The following is an 18504-nucleotide window of genomic DNA, read 5'->3' as shown; positions in this document are numbered from 1 at the left end:
CCGTTCAACGCCGCCGCGGCGGCAGCCTGACAGGGAGGCGCACACCAGGTTTTCGGGCGGGTCACCACACCAGGCCTTCTCGAAGCGAAGTCCCTTCGCCGGGACGATGGATCAGGTCAGGCCGTTGCCCACCAGGTGGCTCGTAACCACGCTCCTGTAGATTGGCCGACCGATCCTCTCCAACCCCATCAGGTGGCGGTCTTGCACCGACCCCGTACAGAAGCGAGACCCCGGCGAGTGGATGACGCAAAAGGGATTGACTGAGCAAGGCCCGTTACAGAAGGGTGGGCAAAGGAGCACAGCGACGTGCCCACCATCAACACTCCGCTCGTGATGGTGGGCACGCTTCGCCTCGCCCACCCCTACGCACCAACGCCGCTTCAATGCAGAATTGTCACACTCACGAGGATTGTGTGGGTGTTCCTTCTATGTTCGCAAAAGTCCACAATTGTGATCGCTGCAGCGCCGTATGCTGGCTTCCGGGTTGGGCCACCGGGGAATGTTCCGCAAGGAGAGCCGACATGCCAGCCTACATCCATCACCATGCCGTGGAACCGGACTTCATCATGTGCCCGAGCTGCGCAGGTCTTCCGATGTTCGTCACGGATGTCGCGCCGCATTGGAGCCTGGCCAAGATCGACTTCACCTATGAATGCTCCGATTGTGGTGCGCAGATCAGGCAAACCGTGACACAGCCGGAGCTGTTGAATTAGAGCCGATCAAACCTGATCGGATCACGATCCAAGGCCGGCGTGCCTCAGAGCTGCCGCACCACGCCGGGTCGGCCAAGCGGGCATTCCAGCGCATCGCGATCCCATTTTGCGGCAATAGCGGCGGCCTCATAGGTGCTTTGCAGGAATTCCAGCACCGCCCGGTCGGGATCGGCGGAGATGCGCGCGGCATCATAGGGCAGGACGAATTCGCTGAGGGCTTCGCTGAAGAAGGCTGAGTCGGGTCGCACCTTGGCGGTGCGGAAGCCCGCGGGTTCGGGATACGCATAGGAATAGAACGCCGGATAATCGATGGCGCCGCCGCCTGGCCAGAAACCCGCGCTGCTCACCTCGTGCGAATAGGCTTCGTGTGCCACCGCATCCGGGAGGTTCGGCACGCCGCCGGGATGGCGTGGTGCGCTCCTGCCGGAAAAACGCGTCACCGCGAGATCAAAGCTGCCCCAGAAGAAATGTACAGGGCTGGCTTTGCCGAGGAAGCCGGTGCGGAACTGCTTGAACAGCCGGTCGCAGTTCAAGAGGATCTGGAAGAAGCGCCGCACCGCGTCTGCATCATAGGACCGGTGCTGGCTGTCTTCCGGGAAACGGATCGGGTCCGGTAATTCGTTCGGCATGTCGTCGATCGCAACGTCGATGTCGAGCTCTTTCAGCGCCGCGAGCACCGCCGCGTAGAAGCTCGCCACCGAGAGCCCGGCCAGCGCAAAGTGCCGCTCGGCGCCGTCACTGGTCGAAATGCGCAAGGCGTGGTCGATGAAGTCGAAATCGATTTGAAAGGTTCTAATGCCGTTAGCGATCGGCGAGGTGGTCAGCCCGCGCGCGGTGACATAAAGCGTGACGTGCCACGAATGATTCAGCCAGGGCGACTTGGCCAACCGGATCTTGCCGACGATCTGGGTCCAGAGATGCAGAGTGGCACAGGTGTCACGCCATGCCGCGGTCGGCAGTTCCGGCCATTGAGTTTGCTTGGTGTTGCTCATGCCAGCATCTCGCTGCTTAGTGACCGTGAAGGTAATCACTTTATCACGAGTTCGTTATGGCAGCTCCAAGCATGCGGGCCGACAAATCGACATCACGACTTCGTGCATTCCGGGCAACGGCGTTGCCCGCGCGTGGCACGGAAAAGACTCTTACACCACCAGCGTCGCGCCATCGCCTGCAGCGGTCTGCGCACCAACTGCGCCATGAAAAGCATTTCAACCATGTCGTGGTCCCCGACGCGCATGTGCCGCCAGGTCCGGGGGGCAGGGACCTGGCGGCTGCAGTCATGCGGTTTTGAACATGAAGGTGCGATCGAAATGAAGGCTCCGACCGCACGCTCTACATAGGGCGATGCTCGCAAACGAGAACGCCCTCGAACTCGCATCAGCCATGCAGTTTCTTCGCGGTCTCCGCGATCACACGTCCTTGATAACGTGCGCCCGCAAGCTCATTCGCAGTCGGTTGCCGGCTGCCGTCGCCGCCGGTGATGGTGGTGGCGCCATAAGGCGATCCGCCGGTGATCTCGTCGAGCTTCATCTGGCCGGCAAAGCCGTAATTGAGGCCGACCACGGTGAGGCCGAAATGCAGGAGGTTGGTGATGATCGAGAACAGCGTTGTTTCCTGCCCGCCATGCTGGGTCGCGGTCGAGGTGAAGGCGCCACCGACCTTGCCATGCAGGGCGCCCTTGGCCCAGAGACCGCCGGCCTGATCGAGGAAGTTCGCCATCTGCGAGGACATGCGGCCGAAGCGGGTGCCGGTGCCGATGATGATCGCATCATAATTGACGAGATCATCGATCTTCGCGACCGGCGCTGCCTGGTCGAGCTTGTAGTATGACGCCTTTGCGACTTCGGCCGGCACCAGTTCGGGCACGCGCTTGATATCGACGCTGGCGCCGGCTTCGCGGGCGCCTTCGGCGACCGCATTCGCCATGGCCTCGATGTGACCATAGGCGGAATAATAGAGGACGAGAACTTTGGCCATGATGGCTCTCCTTTGGTTGGGATAGGCAGTGTCGAAGTAAGGTGTCGTTGCCGGGCTCGGCCCGACAATCCATCACATTGAGAGGACTCTTGCGGGAGGGATGAATGTCCGGGTGCAAGCCCGGGCATGACCAGTCGTGTTACGCCGCGTCGACCAGCACCAGCTCGGAATCTTTCAGCGCGGTGATTCTCAGCTTGGCTTCGTCGCGGATCGCGGCACCGTCACGGGCATCGACACGCACGCCGTTGACTTCGATGCTGCCGACCGCGGGCACAAGGTAAAGATGCCGCTTTTGCTCCGGCGCATATTCCGCGCTTTCGCCAGCTTTCAGCGTAGTGGCGAGCACGCGCGCCTTGGCGCGGATCGGCAGCGCATCGGCATCGTCCGCAAAGCCGCTCGCGATCGTGACGAGCTTGCCGGAGCGGTCGCCTTTTGGAAACGGCTTGGAGCCCCAGGTCGGCTCGCCGCCTTGCGTCGTCGGCTCGATCCAGATCTGGAAGATCTTCGTCTTCGACGGCTCGAGATTGTACTCGGCGTGGCGGATGCCGTTTCCCGCGCTCATCACCTGCACGTCGCCGGCCTCGGTCCGGCCCTTGTTGCCGAGCGAATCCTGGTGCGTGATCGCGCCTTCGCGGACGTAGGTGATGATTTCCATGTTGGCATGGGGATGCGGCGGAAAGCCGGTGTTCGGCGCGATCTCGTCATCGTTCCACACCCGCAAAGCGCCGTGGTTCATATTGTTCGGGTCGTAGTGGTTGCCGAACGAGAAGTGGTGCTTGGCCTTCAGCCAGCCATGGTCGGCGCCGCCGAGCTTCGCATAGGGTCTGAGTTCGATCATCGGGGGTATTTCCTTAAACTTCGATTGCGTTTGGATACGCCGTCGAGTGTGGTATAGAAATAGAAACTATCGAAACTCATTGTTTCCGTTTGTGGTAGAGGGCGGTCGCCAGAATGTCAAAGCTCCCGGATTTCGAGGCGCTCGCAATCTTCGCAAAAGTCGTGGAATTACGGTCATTTGCGGCCGCCGCAACCGAGCTTGCGCTGTCGAAGGCCACTGTCTCCAAGGCGGTCAGCCGGCTTGAGGATCGGCTCGGGGCCCGATTGTTCAACCGCACCTCGCGGCGGCTGGCGCTGACGGATGCCGGGCAAAAACTGTCCGAGCGCGCCGCGCGGCTGCTTGCCGACGGCGAGGCGGCCGAGAATGAGGCCCTGGCACAATCAGTCACCCCGCGCGGCCTGGTGCGGCTCGCAGTGCCCATGACCTTCGGGGTGAAATCAGTCGCGCCACTGTTGCCGGAATTTCTGGAGAAATATCCGGAAGTGTCGATCGACCTGCATTTGAGCGACGCCACTGTCGACTTGATCGGCGAAGGTTTCGATGCCGGCCTGCGCATCGCGCGCCTGCCCGATTCATCCCTGATCGCGCGGCGGCTCTGCGCGATGCCGCGCTACACGGTGGCGGCGTCGTCCTACCTGAAGCGCTACGGCCGGCCGACGCATCCGATGCATCTCGCCGAGCACAAATGCTTCGGCTACGCCTATCTCTCGACCGCAGGCGTCTGGCACTACACCAACGCGGCCGGCGAGCAGGCGAGCGTGCGTCCCGCCGGACAGTTGCGTGTCAACAATGGCGAAGCGCTGCTGCCGGCGGTTATCGCCGGCCTCGGCATCGCCGATCTCCCTGATTTCATCATCGGAGAAGCCATCGCGCGCGGCGAGGTCGAGGTGATCCTCAAGGGTTGGAAGCTGCCCGAAGGCGCCGTGCACCTGGTAACGCCCCCCGGCGGCCCGCGCCCCGCGCGCGTCGAAGTGCTCGCCGATTTCCTGGCGAAGCATTTCGTAAAGGGCAAGAGGCGGTAGGGTGGGCAAAGCGAAGCGTGCCCACCATTCTAGGGCGGTGGAGAGACCATGCCGCAGTACCGACGTGCAAAAAGCAGCACTTTCTTCTTCACGGTTGTCCTCGCCGATCGATCGAGCAACTTGCTCGTCAGCGAAATTGACCGCTTGCGACGGATCTATCGAATGGTCTGCGAACGTCGTCCGTTTGAGACCGTCGCAATCTGTATTTTGCCGGACCACATTCACACCGTCTGGACCCTTCCAGAGCAAGATGCGGACTTCTCCGCTCGCTGGAGCCTGATCAAAAGTGGTTTCTCACGCGGTGTTGAGAACGAGCCGCGATCCCCAAGCAAGATCGTCAAGCGGGAGAAAGGTATCTGGCAGCGTCGCTTTTGGGAGCATGCGATCCGCGATGACACTGATCTCGAGCGGCATGTGGACTACATTCACTTCAATCCGGTGAAGCATGGGCATGTCACGCGAGTTGCGGACTGGCCGCATAGCAGTTTTCATCGCTACGTCGAGCGCGGGTTGCTTGATGCGGATTGGGGCGGGGATATGAAGCAGATTCGAGGATCGTTCGGTGAGTGAATGGTGGGCACGCTTCGCTTTGCCCACCCTACAATTTGTGGTTAGGCTCTTCTCCAGAAACCAAACAAACCACTGGGGAGAAAATGCCGATGAATCGCCGCGAGCTTTTGAAAACTGCCGCCGTCTTGCCGCTCGCGCATGCCGCGCTTTCGCACGCTGCCTTTGCGCAAGGCGCTGTCTATCCCAACCGCAACGTCACCATGATCGTGCCGTTTCCGGCCGGTGGGCAGGCTGATCTTGCGGCGCGGCCGGTGGCGCTGGCGCTGGAGCGGATCCTCGGCAAGCCCGTGATCGTCGACAACCGCGCCGGTGGAGCTGGCGGCTCCGTCGGCAATGCGCAGGCGGCGCGCGCCGAGCCGGACGGCTACACGCTGCTGATGACGCTGTCCTCGCTCGCCGTGCTGCCCGAAGCCGATCGGCTGTTCGATCGCCCCGTCGCCTATGAGGTCTCGCAATTCGCGCCGGTCGCGCGCGTGCTCGCCGATCCGACGCTGCTCGCGGTGCCGGCCTCCGCCCCATGGAAGACGCTGCAGGACTTTGTCGATGATGCCAAACAGCGCCCGGGCCAGATTCCCTATGGCTCGTCCGGTCCCTATGGCACGCTTCACGTCGCGATGGAAATGTTTGCCGCGAGCGCCGGCATCAAATTGCTGCACGTGCCGTTCCGCGGCGCAGGCCCGGCGCTGACCGCGCTGCTGAGCGGCACGGTGCAGGCGGTGGCGTCCGCCCCGGGCACGCTGAAACAGCAGGTCGCCGACGGCAAGATGCGGGTGCTTGCCAATTGGGGCGCCGAACGCGTCGCCAGCTTTCCCGACCTGCCGACGTTCAAGGAGCTCGGCTACAAGGATGTCGAGTTCTACATCTGGGCCGGCCTGTTTGCGCAGCGCGCATTGCCGGCGCCGGTCATGACGCGACTGCGCGAGGCGATGGCGGAAGCAGTGAAGGCGCCGGAGGTCGTCAAGACCTTCGAGATTGCCGGCAGTCCAGTCGCCTATCTCGATGCGCCGGAGTTTTCCAAATTCGTCGACGACGACAGCGCGCGGCTGATCGCGGCGGTCAAGAAAATCGGCAAAGTGGGGTAGGCGATTTCACGTTTTGTTGCGGGTCGCGAACCTTCCGCAGTCTCATTCATTTGTCATAGTTAAAACGTGGCGTGTGCTGGAACCGGCGCGCCGAGATGCAATTGAACGAGACGTTTATCGACGAGATATTGGAAGAGGATCCCGCATGCGAACGCCGCGCGTTGCCTTGGGTTGCGTAATCCTGATCGGCTCCGGACTACTCGTGCAAAACCCGGCATTCTCCGAAGAGTATCGCGGAACCTGGGAACAGCAGATGGCCTGCACGCCCGACGTCTGGCGGCTCTGCAGCGATCAAATTCCTGACGCCAACCGGATCACGGCATGTTTGCGGCAGAACACGCCGCAACTCTCCCATGATTGCCGTGCGGTATTCGAATCCAGCGCGAGCGCCCAGCAGCCGCCTTCGCGTGTGTCGCCACAAGCCACTCCGCGTCCACGGGGAGCGCCACCGCCGGTGCAGCAGCATCAGTCGGCGCCGTCGAGACGTTACGACGAATAGGCCGACACTTCTTCCTGCGGCCGATGCTCGCAGAGGTCAACCCATTCGGCCGACGTCAATTCCGCCATCCGCGCCGGCGCGATCCTGACTGCGCTGTGGGTCGAGCCGGCGGCGGGTACGACGATGTCGAAAGCCTTCAGTGACACATCGCAATAGATCGGCAATGGCGTCCTCAGGCCAAAGGGGCAGACGCCGCCGACCTCGTGCCCGGTGATATCGGCGACCTCGTGCAGCCCCAGCATCTTCGGCTTGACGCCAAACAGCGCCTTCACCTTCTTGTTGTCCATCCGCGAAGTGCCGCTGGTGACGATCAGCACCACGCGCTCGCCGACCCGCAGCGACAGTGTCTTGGCGATTCGTCCCGGCTCGACGCCATAGGCTTCCGCCGCCAGCGCTACGGTCGCGGAGCTCTTGGTCGATTCGATCACGGCAATGTCGGGCGCCTTCTCGGCGAAGAAGGCGCGAACGGATTCAAGACTCATATTCTAAGACCTGTGGGAAGACAGCAGCGCGGGAAGGTCGGATAGTGCATGGATGCGGTGGTCGGGCACAACGCCGAGCTCGTCCATCTGGGTGCGCAGCGCCTTGAACATCGTGAGCGGTGGCAAGGACTCGCTTTCGACGCAGGCGAGCGCCATGGCCTGCGGCGTCACCCGCTCGATCCAGGCGACATTCAAGCCGAACGCCTTGGCACCGCAGGCGTCCCACGGATTCGAGGAGATGAACAGGACCTCCGCGGGGGACAAGCCAAGCACGTCTTCGATCAGCGTGTAGGCCTCCGGGCTCGGCTTGAAGACCTTCTTGGTATCGACGCTGATGGTTGCGTCGAGCACGCGGTCGAGCCCGCTGTTGCGCACCAGCGCGTTCAGCATGTCGGGGCTGCCGTTGGAGAGGATCGCAAGTTTCTTGTCTTTCATCGCCTCGAGTGAGGCGAGCGCATCCGGATAGAGATCAAGATGCAGGTATTTGTCGATGATCCTGTCGAATGTTCCGGCATCATATTGCAGGCCGAGGCTACGCAGTGTGTAGGCGAGCGAGTCGCGCGTGACGACGGAGAAATCCTGGTAGCGCCGCATCAGCGAGCGCAGCCAGCTATATTCGAGCTGCTTGATGCGCCAGATCTGCGTAATGATCTCGCCATAGCCGGGAAACGCATCCTCGGTCACTTCTGCGACCGATTGGACGTCATAAAGCGTGCCATAGGCATCGAAGACGACGGCTTTGATGGTCATTGTCACTTCTCTTGCCCGCCGATCGTCGCATACAGGAATTTGCGGACCGCGTCGACCGATTGATCCCGGGCTGCCTGGTTGAATTCGAGACGATGCCCGAGAAACTGTATCGGCGTTGCAAGGCCCGGAACATCGAAGCCGTGATAGGCGCCGGGATAGACGATGAATTCGATTGGAACGCCGAGGCCCTTCTGGCGCGAGATGCCATAGTCATCGCGGCCTTCCACAAGGTTGCGGCACTCCTTCGCCAGCGTCCAGTCGTCGAGCTCGCCGATCAGGATCAGCGTCGGCACAGTCATGCTGTCCTTGATGCCGAGGCACGGCGGATAGAATGCAATCGCCGCGTGGAATTTGTCGTTCGATATCCGCTCGATCATGCCGCGCTCGACCGAGGTCAGCGCCAGCAATCCGCCCTGCGAGAAGCCGAGAACCGCGACACGATCGCGATCGACGAAAGGCTGCTGTACGAGGAAGTCCAGCGCCCGATAGGCGTCGAAGACGGTTGCGGGCGGCGGGCCGCCGGTGCAGGTGCTGCTGAGGCCGCGCGGACCAAAGCGGTCCACCGTGAGCGTGACATAGCTCCAGGAGACGATCAGCTTGCCCCAGCGCTGGTCGAGCTGGCGCCAGCCGCCATTGCAGCCATGAAGCAGCACCACGGCCGGCAACGGGCCGGCATCGCGGGGCTGCCGCAGGTAACCTTGCAGGGGCTGGGAGCTCGCCAGCGGATTTTCGATCTCGACGAGACGGCCCTCGGGTAGATCAGTCGCGAGGCACGCGGTCGCGCTCGCGGTCAGGAGTGCAGCGACGATGGCAGCGATAGTGGCAGCGACCTTGGCGAGGCTTGGCATCGACCATCTCCCGTTCGCCCGCCTGCCGGCGATCTAGAGCATGATCCGGAAAAGTGGAAACCGGTTTTCCGAAAAGATCATGCTCAAACAAAAGAGATAAGATCATGATCCGATTTCGTCTAATCGGATCATGATCCAAAGATCGCTTATATACCCAAAATCTTCCGCGCGTTGGCCTTCAGCACTTTGGGGCGGATCTCCTCGCGGATGTCGAGCTTGGCGAAATCCGCAAGCCAGCGGTCCGGCGTGATCACCGGCCAGTCGGAGCCGAACAGCATCTTGTCCTGCAGGATCGAGTTGATGTAGCGCACGAGGATCGGCGGGAAATATTTCGGCGACCAGCCGGAGAGGTCGATGTAGACGTTCGGCTTGTGGGTCGCGACCGAGAGCGCCTCTTCCTGCCAGGGGAAGGATGGGTGCGCGAGGATGATCTTGAGGTCGGGGAAGTCGGCGGCGACATCGTCCATATACATCGGATTGGAATATTTCAGCCGCATCCCCATGCCGCCCGGCATGCCACTGCCGACGCCGGTCTGCCCGGTGTGGAACAGCGCGATCGCGCCGCCGTCATTGATCGCTTCATAGAGCGGATAGGCCAGGCGGTCGTTCGGATAGAACCCCTGCATGGTCGGGTGGAATTTGAAGCCGCGGACGCCGTAGTCCTCGATCAGCTTCCGCGCCTCGCGCACGCCGAGCTTGCCCTTATGCGGATCGATGCTGACGAAGGGAATCAGCACATCGAGATTTTCCGAGGCGACTTCCAGCATCTCGTAATTGTTGTAGCGGCGGAAGCCGGTCTCGCGCTCGGCATCGACAGGGAAGATCACGGCCGCGATGTTCTTGGATCGGTAATAGGCCGCGGTTTCCGGCACGGTCGGCGGATGCTTATGCGGCGACTTGAAGTACTCCGCCATCTGCGCCTGGAAATCGTCATAGCCGTCGTCGCCATGCATGCCGCAGGGCTCCTCGGCGTGGGTGTGGATGTCGATCGCGACGACATTGTCGATGTCGGGCAGTTTGAGCTTGGGCATCCTTGGGCGTCCTTGGGGTTCCCACCGGCTTGTTTGCTGGGGTTTCCAAATTGATTATACTATATAACGAATTCCGCAAGGCAGCCAGAAACCCCGCGGGTTGCAGCCTATTCGGATTGACATTTATGCCACCGATCGCTTAGAACGCGGCCGTCCCGGGCGGCAGGGCCGTTTTTCGGGATGAATCCCATTTTGCCACATTTGGGCAGGTTTTAGGTTCGGGCTTGAGCACGGCCTTTCAACGCATCAGGATTGTCCCATGAAGGTCCGTAACTCGCTGAAATCGCTGCGCGGCCGCCATCGCAACAACCGTCTGGTCCGCCGCAAGGGCCGGGTCTATGTGATCAACAAGGTGCAGCGCCGCTTCAAGGCCCGCCAAGGCTGATCGCGGGTCGTTCCGCCGGCTCGCCCGGACGCAATCGTTTCACACGTCTTTGACGTCGCGCTGCTTTGCAGCGCGACGTTGTGCGTTTAAACTATGCTGATGGAATTGAGATTCCTCACGCTCATAACCCGCAAGCTTGCGCTCCTGATCGCCGCGATCGTGATTGCGGCGCCGGCGGTAGCGCTTGCCCAGGGCGATCCCCGGGTCATCCCTCCCCCCAAGGAGCAGAAGAAGCTCCCCGAAGCGCCCAGCAAGTTGCCGAACGTTGGCGCCGACCGCACCCGCGGACTGGATTTCCTGTTCGGGGCGCTGAAAGCGGCGCCTGACGAGGCCAGCGCCAAGCACGTGGAGGCGCGGATTTGGGCGCAGTGGCTGCAGACGCCGAGCGATACCGCTATGCTTCTGATGGTGCGCGCCAAAGCGGCGATGGACGCCCAGAACGCCGATGTCGCGCTGAAACTGCTCGATGCCGTCATCAAGCTGCGCCCCGACTATATCGAGGGCTGGAACCGGCGCGCGACGCTCTATTACCTGAAGAATGACTATGCGCATGCGCTGGAGGACATCCAGCAGGTCCTGATCCGCGAACCTCGCCATTTCGGCGCGTTGGCCGGCCTTGGCATGATCATGCAGGACCTCGGCGACGACAGGCGCGCGCTGGACGCCTTCCGCAAGGCGCTTGCCATCAATCCGCACCTGGAAAAGGTGCCAGAATTGGTGAAGCAGCTCGGCGAAAAGGTCGAAGGCCGCGATATCTAGTCTGACGGGATTAACCACGACTTCCGGCAGCCGATTGCAGCGCGGAACAATTGCCGCTACCCGGCTTGGTTCACGCTCGAACCCGCCTGGAGCGAAGCCATGAAATCCTTGCTGTTGGCTGGCACGGTGATCGTCGCAACAACCGCCGTCGGTCTTGCCGAAGGGCTCTATTGGGTGGTGGGCAATCGCGCCACCAACACCTGCGACATCGTCACCAGCAACCCGATCGTCGACGGGAACATCTGGTTTGCCGACGGCCCCTACAACTCGGTCGATGACGCCAAGCTCGCGCGCTCCACGATCCGCCAATGCCCAAAGGATCAACCGCCGGCCGACAACCCCAAATAGGGGCTCAAGTGACGGCGCCGGATCGAGCCCTTGAACTTAATGCAGCAGTCTGCCGCTGCGGGTGAACTGGTCGCGCGCCGCTGCCGCATAGAGCTGTTGCAGCTCGGCCTCGAGTTGTTCATTGACCAACAGCAGCGCCCTCAATGCGCCATGCAGGTCACCATTGCAGCTTGCGACGATCTGGTCGATAGCCGTCTCGCACGGATCGGAACTCATTGATACTCCTCCGAATTTCCTTATGAACTGTTGCTGCGGCGTCCTGTTCCTGTGGATTGCGTGGACAGGCTTGCCGTGTTCCACCTCGATCAAGCCGCGTGTTTTGGCAGAATGCCGGCGAGAATCTACGGAATAGGTAATGACGCTGGTATGAACCCGCTATCCACAGGCTGGACGCATTGTGGAAAACCGGAGGGGCCTGACGATACGACATCGGCATCGCCGGGCGCCGTAATTTCCCCTGCAGCAGATCAACCGGGCCTCATTGATGACGATTGTGATCGCGGTGGCGGCGCTGGCGTTGCTGGCCGCAGCCACGCAGCTAGGCGTCGCGCTGGTGCAACGGGCTTTTCCCGCGCAGGGCGCGATGATCGAGGTGACAGGCGATGTGCTGCATGTTGTCGATATCGGCCCGCGCGAGGCGGCCTCGCCACCGATCGTGATGCTGCACGGTGCAAGCTCCAATCTCGAGGTGATGCGCCGCCCGCTCGGCGAGCGCCTCGCCCGACATCACCGCGTGATCCTGATCGACCGTCCCGGCCATGGCTGGAGCACCCGCGCACGGGCCAGCGACTCCACGCCTGCTATCCAGGGCCGGATGATCTCGGAGGCGCTGACGAAGCTCGGCATCGAGCGGGCGGTCGTGGTCGCGCATTCCTGGAGCGGCGCGCTGGGCCTGAGATTGGCGCTCGATGATCCCGACCGCATAGCCGGCCTCGTGCTGCTCGCGCCGGTCGCCTATCCCTGGAGGGGCGGCGTCGGCAGGTATAACGAGCTGATCGCCACGCCTGTGATCGGCCCGCTGTTCGCCTACACGATCACTCTGCCGCTTGGCACCCTGCTCGCCGGCCCGGGCGCGCGCGGTGTATTCCTGCCGCAGACCATGCCGGACGGTTTCGTAAAAAACACCGCGACGCCGCTTTTGCTGCGGCCGCGCGAATTCATCGCCAACGCGCGTGACCTGGTGACGTTGAAGGCAGCGGTGGCCGAGCAGGCGCCGCGCTACGGCATGATCGAGGCGCCCCTCACCATCATCACCGGCGACGCCGACAAGACGGTGTCGACCGACATCCACTCCCGCCCGCTCGCGGCCGCCGTGCCGCATGCCAAGCTGATCGTGCTGCCGGGCACCGGCCACATGATCCAGAACGCTGCACCTAGCTTGGTGATCCGGGAGATCGAGGAGATGATTAGGAAGCCGCATAGCGCTGCGGCGGAAGGATAGTAGAAACGCTTCACGCGTCGGAAGTGAAGAGGCCGGCTACGGCGCGCCCAAGCGCCGTAGCCCGTCAAGAAGCGTTACTGCTGCTTGATTTTCCCGTCCTTGTCGAACTGCGAGAGGAAGGCCCAGAGGTTGTTGGCTTCCGTCTCGTTCTTGATGCCGGCGAATGCCATCTTGGTGCCGGGAATCTTGGCCTTGGGGTCCTTGATGTATTCGAGGAACTGTTCCTTGTTCCAGGTGATGCCGGAGTTCTTGTTGGCGTCCGAATAGTTGTAGTCAGGCGCGGTACCGGAGTGGCGGCCGTCGATGCCATTGAGCTCGGGGCCGACCTTGTTCTTGGCGCCTTCGCCGATCGCATGGCAGGCGAGGCACTTGTTGAACGAGGTCTTGCCGGCGGCAACATCCTGCGCCTGCGCGCCCGACGCAACGAACACTGAGGTGACGACGGCCAGCGCGCTCAAGATCGATGTTTTCATGTGGTGCTCTTTGTTTCTTCCCTGGTAGGTGGGCGGGTCGCTTGTGGCAGGCCTGCCTCGATTGGACAAGTGACGAAACTTTGACAGTGTTCACGGCGGCAGGCTTGCCCGAGAGAGAACTTTGATCTGCGGGGCGGCAAGTTTCGCCCGGGCTTCCCATTTGGGCCCGGAAATGCTTGATTTTCCCGGATAAACCGATAAAGCGCAAAGCCTGGAGGGACCCGCATGGCCATCATGATGCCGGCTGCCGATCAGGCGGTTCTCAATCGCCGCAGCGAGATCGTTGCTGCATTGCGGGCGATCGTGCCGGGCGAGGGCGTGATCGACAGTGCGGCCGAGATGCTGGCCTACGAATCGGACGGCCTCACGGCCTATCGCCAGCCGCCGATGGTCGTGGTGTTGCCCGATACCACCGAGCAGGTCTCCAAGGTCCTGAAATATTGCCATGAGCGGAGCATCAAGGTGGTGCCGCGCGGCTCCGGCACGTCGCTGTCCGGCGGCGCGCTGCCGCTGGCGGACGGCCTGCTGCTGGGCCTCGGCAAATTCAAGCGCATCCGCGAGATCGATTTCGACAACCGCGTCGTCGTGACGGAGCCCGGCGTCACCAATCTCGCGATCAGCCAGGCGGTGGCGCATGCCGGCTTCTACTATGCGCCTGATCCCTCATCGCAGATCGCCTGCTCGATCGGCGGCAATGTCGCGGAGAATTCCGGCGGCGTGCATTGCCTGAAATACGGCATGACCACCAACAACGTGCTCGGCTGCGAGATCGTGCTGATGAACGGCGAGGTCCTGCGCATCGGCGGCAAGTCGGCGGAGAACGCCGGCTACGACATCATGGGAATCATCACCGGCTCGGAGGGCCTGCTCGGCGTCATCACCGAAATCACCGTGCGCATCCTGCAGAAGCCGGAGACGGCGCGCGCGCTGATGGTCGGTTTTGCCGAGGTCGAGGCCGCCGGCGAATGCGTCGCGCGCATCATCGGCGCCGGCATCATCCCTGGAGGCATGGAGATGATGGACAAGCCGGCGATCCATGCCGCCGAAGCCTTCGTCCATGCCGGCTATCCGCTCGACGTCGAGGCGCTCCTGATCATCGAGCTCGACGGCCCTAGCATCGAGGTCGACGAGTTGATCCGGCGGGTCGAGACCATCGCGCAGGGCTGTGGCTCGGTGACCTGCCAGATCTCCAATTCGGAAGCCGAGCGCAACCTGTTCTGGGCCGGCCGCAAGGCGGCCTTCCCCGCGGTCGGGCGGATCTCGCCCGATTACCTCTGCATGGACGGCACCATCCCACGCGGCGCGCTGCCGAAGGCCTTGGCGCGCATCCGCGAGCTGTCGGAAAAGCACCAGCTTGGCGTTGCCAACGTGTTTCACGCCGGCGACGGCAACCTCCATCCGCTGATTCTCTATGATGCCAACAAGCCCGGGGAGATGGAGCGGGCGGAAGCTTTCGGCGCCGACATCCTGCGCTGCTGCGTCGAACTCGGCGGCGTGCTCACCGGCGAGCATGGCGTCGGCATCGAGAAGCGCGACCTGATGCCGGAAATGTTTTCCGAGATCGATCTCAACCAGCAGCAGCGCCTGAAATGCGCCTTCGATCCGCAAGGCCTGCTCAACCCCGGCAAGGTGTTTCCGACCCTGCACCGCTGCGCCGAACTCGGCCGCGTGCACGTGCATGGCGGCAAGCTGGCATTTCCGGATATTCCAAGATTCTAGCCTTCCTTCTCCCCTTGCGGGAGAAGGTGGCGCGAAGCGCCAGATGAGGGCTTGTTTCCACGGGCGCAGGTGTTCGTGGAGAGAGACCCCTCGCCCAAGCGAGCTCGCTGCCGGCAGCGGAGCTGCCCTCTCCCACAAGGGGCGCATCAACTGGCGCCGCGAAGGCGTTCTTCCCTTCTCCCCTTGTGGGAGAAGGTGGCGCGAAGCGTCGGATGAGGGGTTCTCTCGGCGGGCGCAGGTGCTCGTGGGGAGAGATCCCTCACCCTAGCGAATACGTTGCTCGCGCCGGAGTAGCCCTCTCCCACAAGGGGAGAGGGCGCGGCAATTGGCGCGCGGCACGCGACTATCGACCATCACAGCAGCGCGTATTGCGTACGTTCGCGTTTCGCCAATAGCGGCAGCGCTTCGCCGGCGATGTAGGTCTTGAAATGCGCGCTGTCCTGATGCGCCTTGAAGGCGGCCTCGTCGCGGAACAGTTCATAGAATAGGAACTGCGCCGGATTGTCCTTGGCGCGCGAGATCAGGAACAGCTTTGCACCCGCCTCGCGCTGCGCCTCGGGCAGGAAGCGCGACAGGATATCGGCGATCCGGTCGGCCTGGCCTTCCTTCGCCTCCCATTGCGCGACCACCAGCAAGCCGCCGCCCTCGACGGCGTCTTTCACGGTCTTGTCGATTGCATATTGACCCATAGCCGTTGCTCCTTTGATTGGGTTGCGTGGAAGCTGCTTCTTACATCTCCTGCCGCCGTAGATAATTCGATATAGAGCGAAGGATGTTCGAAATCGCTTCGATGGTGATCGAAATATTTAAGCGGATGGAGGCGCCGGGATCGCGTGCCGAATCGATCGCCGGCGGGCGACTGCGAAAGCGTTATCTTCCACCATCGTGCCCTTGTGTCCGGCATCGATGCCTATAGAAGGGATGGCAAGAACAGCAGCGGTTGCGGTGGAAGGGCAAGGCGGTAGGCGTGGACATCAGGAAGGTACGGGATGCTGCAGACGTCGAGCAGGTGGTCCGGGCGGCGATCGCCGCCGAGCAGCCGCTCGAGATCATCGGCCACGGTTCCAGGCGAGAAATCGGCCATCCGATGGCGACCAATGCGGTGGTCGATCTCGCCGCGCTGAACGCGGTCGTCTCCTATGAGCCGAACGAACTGATCATCACCGTGCAGGCCGGCGCGCCGCTTGCCGACGTGCAGTCGCTGATCGACGCCAAGAACCAGCAATTCGCCTTCGAGCCGGTCGATACCTCGGTGCTGCTCGGCACCAAAGGGAGCGGCACCATCGGCGGCATGATCGGGGCGGGGCTCGCCGGACCGCGCCGGATCAAGTCCGGCGGCGTCCGCGACCATCTGCTCGGCGCCCATGCCGTCTCCGGCTTCGGCGACAGCTTCAAGACCGGCGGCAAGGTGGTGAAGAACGTCACCGGCTACGACCTCTGCAAATTGCTCAGCGGTTCCTGGGGAACGCTCGCGGTAATGACGGAGGTGACGCTGAAGGTGATGCCGAAGCCGGAAGCCGAGCGGACGCTCGTCCTGCGCGGTCTGGACGACGTCACGGCGGGCCGCGCCATGACCGCGGCGCTCGGCTCGCCCTTCGATGTCTCCGGTGCGGCGCATCTGCCCAATTCGGCGTTCCGGCCGACCGTTGCTGCGCTCGCTGCTCTGGGGGCGCCGGAGCAGGCCGTCACGCTGTTGCGGCTCGAGGGGATTGCGGCATCGGCCGCGCACCGTGCGGCGCACCTCGCCAAGACGCTCGCTTCCCACGGCGCGGTCGAGACCATCGAGGACGCCGCCTCCCTCTCGATCTGGAGCGCGGTGCGCGACGTCGCGCCGTTCGCGGCGGCTGGCACGCTCGGCGCCTGGCCGGTATGGCGGATCGTCTGTCCCCCGGCCTCGGGCGGCGCGCTGGGGCAGGCACTGGCACGGGAGACCGGCGCTGATGTGATCTACGATTGGGGCGGCGGGTTGATCTGGGCGGCGGTGCCGCCCAAGGCGGATGCGCAGGCCGCGCAGGTGAGGGGCCGCGTCGAGGCTGCCGGCGGCCACGCCACCCTGATCCGCGCATCCGAGGAGGTCCGGCGCGCCGTCGACGTGTTCCATCCGCAGCCGCGCGGGCTCGCCGATCTCAGCGAGCGCGTGCGCCAGAGCTTTGACCCCAAGAACATCCTCAACCGCGGCCGACTGACGCGGGGGAATGCATCATGAAGACCGAATTCTCGCTCGCTCAACTCGCCGATCCCGATATCGCCGAGGCCGACAAGATCCTGCGCGCCTGTGTCCATTGCGGCTTCTGCACCGCGACCTGCCCGACCTATGTGCTGCTCGGCGACGAGCTCGATAGTCCGCGCGGCCGCATCTACCTGATCAAGGAGATGCTGGAGAAGGACAAGCCGCCGACGGCGGAGGTGGTCAAGCATATCGACCGCTGCCTCTCTTGCCTCGCCTGCATGACCACCTGTCCGTCCGGCGTGCATTATATGCATCTCGTCGACCAGGCCCGGGGCAGGATCGAGCGGGACTATCAGAGGCCGTTCACCGAGCGACTGCTGCGCTCCGTGCTCGGCTTCGTGCTGCCGCGACCCGCCGCCTTCCGCACCAGCATGGTGCTCGCCCGCTTGGCTCGTCCGTTCGCGGCGCTATTGCCGACGCCCAAGGCTGACCCCACCCCAAGCCTGCTCCGGCGAATCAAGGAGATGCTGGCGCTGGCGCCATCCAATCTGCCGCCGGCGGGCCCGCCATCGGGAAGCGTGTTCCCGGCGGTCGGGACACGGCGGGGACGGGTCGCGCTGTTGCAGGGGTGTGCCCAGCAGGTGCTCGCGCCGCGCATCAACAAGGCCGCCGTCAACGTGCTGACCCGCCACGGCATCGAGGTGGTGCTGGTCAAGGACGAGCAATGCTGCGGCGCGTTGACCCATCACCTCGGACAGGACGGCGATGCGCTCGCACGCGCCCGGGCCAACATCACGGCATGGGGGAGGGAGGCGGAACAGCGCGGCCTCGACGCCATCCTGGTGACCACGTCAGGCTGCGGCACCGTGATCAAGGACTACGGTTTCATGCTGCGCGAGGACCGCGAATTCGCTGCTCCGGCCGCAAAGGTCTCCGCGCTGGCAAAGGACATCACCGAATATCTGGCCGGCATCGAGCTCGATCCGCCGCGCCTCGAAGACGAAGTCACCATCGCCTATCACTCCGCTTGTTCGCTGCAGCACGGGCAGAAAATCACAGGCCTTCCGAAAGTATTGCTTTCCAAGAATGGATTCGTGGTGAAAGATGTACCGGAGAGCCATTTGTGTTGCGGTTCGGCGGGGACCTACAACATTCTCCAGCCCGACATTGCGATGAGGTTGCGCGATCGGAAGCTCGCCAACCTCGCGACAATCAAGCCGGACATGATCGCTGCGGGCAATATTGGCTGCATGGTTCAGATTGCCAGCGGTACGTCAGTTCCTGTGGTGCACACGATTGAGCTTCTCGATTGGGCGACAGGAGGTCCTCGGCCAGGGGTGAATTGATCGATTGCCTATCGAGCATGAACCGGACCCGGGGGCCGTGTTGGGGCGATG

At 63.0% G+C, this 18504-nt stretch carries 22 protein-coding genes; 12 read left to right on the top strand and 10 right to left on the bottom strand.

Going from position 1 to position 18504, the window contains the following annotated elements; translation table 11 throughout:
- Positions 1–521 precede the first annotated feature (521 nt).
- Positions 522–713 carry a hypothetical protein gene (locus YY7_RS0133290; RefSeq protein WP_028166985.1) on the top strand — a complete coding sequence of 64 codons (192 nt, stop codon included), beginning with the start codon at positions 522–524 and terminating at the stop codon, positions 711–713.
- A gap of 44 nt (positions 714–757) precedes the next feature.
- Here YY7_RS0133290 and YY7_RS0133285 read toward each other — a convergent pair whose 3' ends face one another.
- The 3 genes from YY7_RS0133285 to YY7_RS0133275 form a co-directional block, all read right to left on the bottom strand.
- Positions 758–1705 carry a DUF5996 family protein gene (locus YY7_RS0133285; RefSeq protein WP_028166984.1) on the bottom strand — a complete coding sequence of 316 codons (948 nt, stop codon included), beginning with the start codon at positions 1703–1705 and terminating at the stop codon, positions 758–760.
- A gap of 385 nt (positions 1706–2090) precedes the next feature.
- The gene (gene wrbA, locus YY7_RS0133280) at positions 2091–2690 is read right to left on the bottom strand and encodes an NAD(P)H:quinone oxidoreductase (protein ID WP_028166983.1); all 600 of its coding nucleotides are present in this window, start codon (positions 2688–2690) and stop codon (positions 2091–2093) included.
- Positions 2691–2829: 139 nt separating this feature from the next.
- Complete coding sequence (locus YY7_RS0133275; RefSeq protein ID WP_028166982.1) at positions 2830–3528, bottom strand: pirin family protein; 699 nt, start codon at positions 3526–3528, stop codon at positions 2830–2832.
- Positions 3529–3641: 113 nt separating this feature from the next.
- On the opposite strand from YY7_RS0133275, the gene YY7_RS0133270 reads away from it, so the two are divergent.
- The 4 genes from YY7_RS0133270 to YY7_RS58765 all read left to right on the top strand — a co-directional run bounded on the left by YY7_RS0133270 (position 3642) and on the right by YY7_RS58765 (position 6701).
- Positions 3642–4550, top strand: coding sequence for a LysR family transcriptional regulator (locus tag YY7_RS0133270; protein ID WP_028166981.1), 909 nt, complete (start codon positions 3642–3644; stop codon positions 4548–4550).
- 48 nt (positions 4551–4598) lie between these two features.
- The gene (locus YY7_RS0133265) at positions 4599–5120 is read left to right on the top strand and encodes an REP-associated tyrosine transposase (RefSeq protein ID WP_028166980.1); all 522 of its coding nucleotides are present in this window, start codon (positions 4599–4601) and stop codon (positions 5118–5120) included.
- An 89-nt stretch (positions 5121–5209) separates the two neighbouring features.
- Positions 5210–6202: a tripartite tricarboxylate transporter substrate binding protein gene (locus YY7_RS0133260; RefSeq protein WP_028166979.1), complete on the top strand. Its 993-nt coding sequence runs from the start codon at positions 5210–5212 to the stop codon at positions 6200–6202.
- Positions 6203–6347: 145 nt separating this feature from the next.
- On the top strand, positions 6348–6701 hold the full coding sequence (locus YY7_RS58765) for a hypothetical protein (RefSeq protein WP_080663955.1): 354 nt from the start codon (positions 6348–6350) through the stop codon (positions 6699–6701).
- On the opposite strand, the gene YY7_RS0133255 is transcribed toward YY7_RS58765, so the two are convergent.
- The 4 genes from YY7_RS0133255 to YY7_RS0133240 form a co-directional block, all read right to left on the bottom strand.
- Complete coding sequence (locus YY7_RS0133255; RefSeq protein WP_028166978.1) at positions 6689–7183, bottom strand: YbaK/EbsC family protein; 495 nt, start codon at positions 7181–7183, stop codon at positions 6689–6691. The two genes, YY7_RS58765 and YY7_RS0133255, sit on opposite strands and share 13 nt — an antisense overlap.
- Positions 7184–7186: 3 nt before the next feature.
- Positions 7187–7933: a haloacid dehalogenase type II gene (locus tag YY7_RS0133250; RefSeq protein WP_028166977.1), complete on the bottom strand. Its 747-nt coding sequence runs from the start codon at positions 7931–7933 to the stop codon at positions 7187–7189.
- A 2-nt stretch (positions 7934–7935) separates the two neighbouring features.
- The gene (locus tag YY7_RS0133245; RefSeq protein WP_028166976.1) at positions 7936–8781 is read right to left on the bottom strand and encodes a dienelactone hydrolase family protein; all 846 of its coding nucleotides are present in this window, start codon (positions 8779–8781) and stop codon (positions 7936–7938) included.
- 146 nt (positions 8782–8927) lie between these two features.
- On the bottom strand, positions 8928–9812 hold the full coding sequence (locus YY7_RS0133240) for an amidohydrolase family protein (RefSeq protein WP_028166975.1): 885 nt from the start codon (positions 9810–9812) through the stop codon (positions 8928–8930).
- A 259-nt stretch (positions 9813–10071) separates the two neighbouring features.
- Between YY7_RS0133240 and ykgO the strand changes: the two genes are divergently transcribed.
- The 3 genes from ykgO to YY7_RS0133225 all read left to right on the top strand — a co-directional run bounded on the left by ykgO (position 10072) and on the right by YY7_RS0133225 (position 11304).
- The gene (gene ykgO, locus YY7_RS0133235; protein ID WP_002718645.1) at positions 10072–10197 is read left to right on the top strand and encodes a type B 50S ribosomal protein L36; all 126 of its coding nucleotides are present in this window, start codon (positions 10072–10074) and stop codon (positions 10195–10197) included.
- A 99-nt stretch (positions 10198–10296) separates the two neighbouring features.
- Positions 10297–10956 (top strand): tetratricopeptide repeat protein, encoded by a 660-nt coding sequence (locus tag YY7_RS0133230; RefSeq protein WP_051397054.1) that lies wholly within the window; start codon positions 10297–10299, stop codon positions 10954–10956.
- A 99-nt stretch (positions 10957–11055) separates the two neighbouring features.
- Positions 11056–11304, top strand: a complete 249-nt coding sequence (locus tag YY7_RS0133225; protein ID WP_028166973.1) for a hypothetical protein — start codon at positions 11056–11058, stop codon at positions 11302–11304.
- Between the two features lie 36 nt (positions 11305–11340).
- Here YY7_RS0133225 and YY7_RS0133220 read toward each other — a convergent pair whose 3' ends face one another.
- On the bottom strand, positions 11341–11520 hold the full coding sequence (locus YY7_RS0133220; protein WP_028166972.1) for a hypothetical protein: 180 nt from the start codon (positions 11518–11520) through the stop codon (positions 11341–11343).
- 268 nt (positions 11521–11788) lie between these two features.
- Here YY7_RS0133220 and YY7_RS0133215 point away from each other — a divergent pair, with 268 nt between their 5' ends.
- Entirely contained in the window at positions 11789–12745 is a 957-nt protein-coding gene (locus YY7_RS0133215) for an alpha/beta fold hydrolase (RefSeq protein ID WP_028166971.1), read from the top strand.
- Between the two features lie 74 nt (positions 12746–12819).
- Here YY7_RS0133215 and cycA read toward each other — a convergent pair whose 3' ends face one another.
- Entirely contained in the window at positions 12820–13218 is a 399-nt protein-coding gene (gene cycA / locus YY7_RS0133210; protein WP_028166970.1) for a cytochrome c-550 CycA, read from the bottom strand.
- 225 nt (positions 13219–13443) lie between these two features.
- Between cycA and YY7_RS0133205 the strand changes: the two genes are divergently transcribed.
- Entirely contained in the window at positions 13444–14937 is a 1494-nt protein-coding gene (locus tag YY7_RS0133205) for an FAD-linked oxidase C-terminal domain-containing protein (protein ID WP_028166969.1), read from the top strand.
- 353 nt (positions 14938–15290) lie between these two features.
- On the opposite strand, the gene YY7_RS0133200 is transcribed toward YY7_RS0133205, so the two are convergent.
- The gene (locus YY7_RS0133200) at positions 15291–15626 is read right to left on the bottom strand and encodes a putative quinol monooxygenase (protein ID WP_028166968.1); all 336 of its coding nucleotides are present in this window, start codon (positions 15624–15626) and stop codon (positions 15291–15293) included.
- Positions 15627–15904: 278 nt separating this feature from the next.
- Here YY7_RS0133200 and YY7_RS0133195 point away from each other — a divergent pair, with 278 nt between their 5' ends.
- Complete coding sequence (locus YY7_RS0133195; RefSeq protein ID WP_028166967.1) at positions 15905–17143, top strand: FAD-binding protein; 1239 nt, start codon at positions 15905–15907, stop codon at positions 17141–17143.
- Positions 17140–18453: a glycolate oxidase subunit GlcF gene (glcF, locus tag YY7_RS0133190; RefSeq protein WP_028166966.1), complete on the top strand. Its 1314-nt coding sequence runs from the start codon at positions 17140–17142 to the stop codon at positions 18451–18453. The genes YY7_RS0133195 and glcF overlap by 4 nt, the downstream gene beginning before the upstream one ends.
- Positions 18454–18504 lie beyond the last annotated feature (51 nt).

The sequence above is a fragment of the Bradyrhizobium elkanii WSM2783 genome (assembly GCF_000472865.1).
Classification (GTDB): domain Bacteria; phylum Pseudomonadota; class Alphaproteobacteria; order Rhizobiales; family Xanthobacteraceae; genus Bradyrhizobium; species Bradyrhizobium elkanii_A.
Note: the sequence above shows the minus strand (reverse complement) of the source record. Positions and strands in the feature narration are given on the sequence as shown.

Excerpts from the sequence above, each read along its gene's own strand:
- YY7_RS0133290 (WP_028166985.1), top strand. The coding sequence starts at position 522 with ATGCCAGCCTACATCCATCACCATGCCGTGGAACCGGACTTCATCATG.
- YY7_RS0133285 (WP_028166984.1), bottom strand. The coding sequence starts at position 1,705 with ATGAGCAACACCAAGCAAACTCAATGGCCGGAACTGCCGACCGCGGCA.
- wrbA (WP_028166983.1), bottom strand. The coding sequence starts at position 2,690 with ATGGCCAAAGTTCTCGTCCTCTATTATTCCGCCTATGGTCACATCGAG.
- YY7_RS0133275 (WP_028166982.1), bottom strand. The coding sequence starts at position 3,528 with ATGATCGAACTCAGACCCTATGCGAAGCTCGGCGGCGCCGACCATGGC.
- YY7_RS0133270 (WP_028166981.1), top strand. The coding sequence starts at position 3,642 with ATGTCAAAGCTCCCGGATTTCGAGGCGCTCGCAATCTTCGCAAAAGTC.
- YY7_RS0133265 (WP_028166980.1), top strand. The coding sequence starts at position 4,599 with ATGCCGCAGTACCGACGTGCAAAAAGCAGCACTTTCTTCTTCACGGTT.
- YY7_RS0133260 (WP_028166979.1), top strand. The coding sequence starts at position 5,210 with ATGAATCGCCGCGAGCTTTTGAAAACTGCCGCCGTCTTGCCGCTCGCG.
- YY7_RS58765 (WP_080663955.1), top strand. The coding sequence starts at position 6,348 with ATGCGAACGCCGCGCGTTGCCTTGGGTTGCGTAATCCTGATCGGCTCC.
- YY7_RS0133255 (WP_028166978.1), bottom strand. The coding sequence starts at position 7,183 with ATGAGTCTTGAATCCGTTCGCGCCTTCTTCGCCGAGAAGGCGCCCGAC.
- YY7_RS0133250 (WP_028166977.1), bottom strand. The coding sequence starts at position 7,933 with ATGACCATCAAAGCCGTCGTCTTCGATGCCTATGGCACGCTTTATGAC.
- YY7_RS0133245 (WP_028166976.1), bottom strand. The coding sequence starts at position 8,781 with ATGCCAAGCCTCGCCAAGGTCGCTGCCACTATCGCTGCCATCGTCGCT.
- YY7_RS0133240 (WP_028166975.1), bottom strand. The coding sequence starts at position 9,812 with ATGCCCAAGCTCAAACTGCCCGACATCGACAATGTCGTCGCGATCGAC.
- ykgO (WP_002718645.1), top strand. The coding sequence starts at position 10,072 with ATGAAGGTCCGTAACTCGCTGAAATCGCTGCGCGGCCGCCATCGCAAC.
- YY7_RS0133230 (WP_051397054.1), top strand. The coding sequence starts at position 10,297 with ATGGAATTGAGATTCCTCACGCTCATAACCCGCAAGCTTGCGCTCCTG.
- YY7_RS0133225 (WP_028166973.1), top strand. The coding sequence starts at position 11,056 with ATGAAATCCTTGCTGTTGGCTGGCACGGTGATCGTCGCAACAACCGCC.
- YY7_RS0133220 (WP_028166972.1), bottom strand. The coding sequence starts at position 11,520 with ATGAGTTCCGATCCGTGCGAGACGGCTATCGACCAGATCGTCGCAAGC.
- YY7_RS0133215 (WP_028166971.1), top strand. The coding sequence starts at position 11,789 with ATGACGATTGTGATCGCGGTGGCGGCGCTGGCGTTGCTGGCCGCAGCC.
- cycA (WP_028166970.1), bottom strand. The coding sequence starts at position 13,218 with ATGAAAACATCGATCTTGAGCGCGCTGGCCGTCGTCACCTCAGTGTTC.
- YY7_RS0133205 (WP_028166969.1), top strand. The coding sequence starts at position 13,444 with ATGGCCATCATGATGCCGGCTGCCGATCAGGCGGTTCTCAATCGCCGC.
- YY7_RS0133200 (WP_028166968.1), bottom strand. The coding sequence starts at position 15,626 with ATGGGTCAATATGCAATCGACAAGACCGTGAAAGACGCCGTCGAGGGC.
- glcF (WP_028166966.1), top strand. The coding sequence starts at position 17,140 with ATGAAGACCGAATTCTCGCTCGCTCAACTCGCCGATCCCGATATCGCC.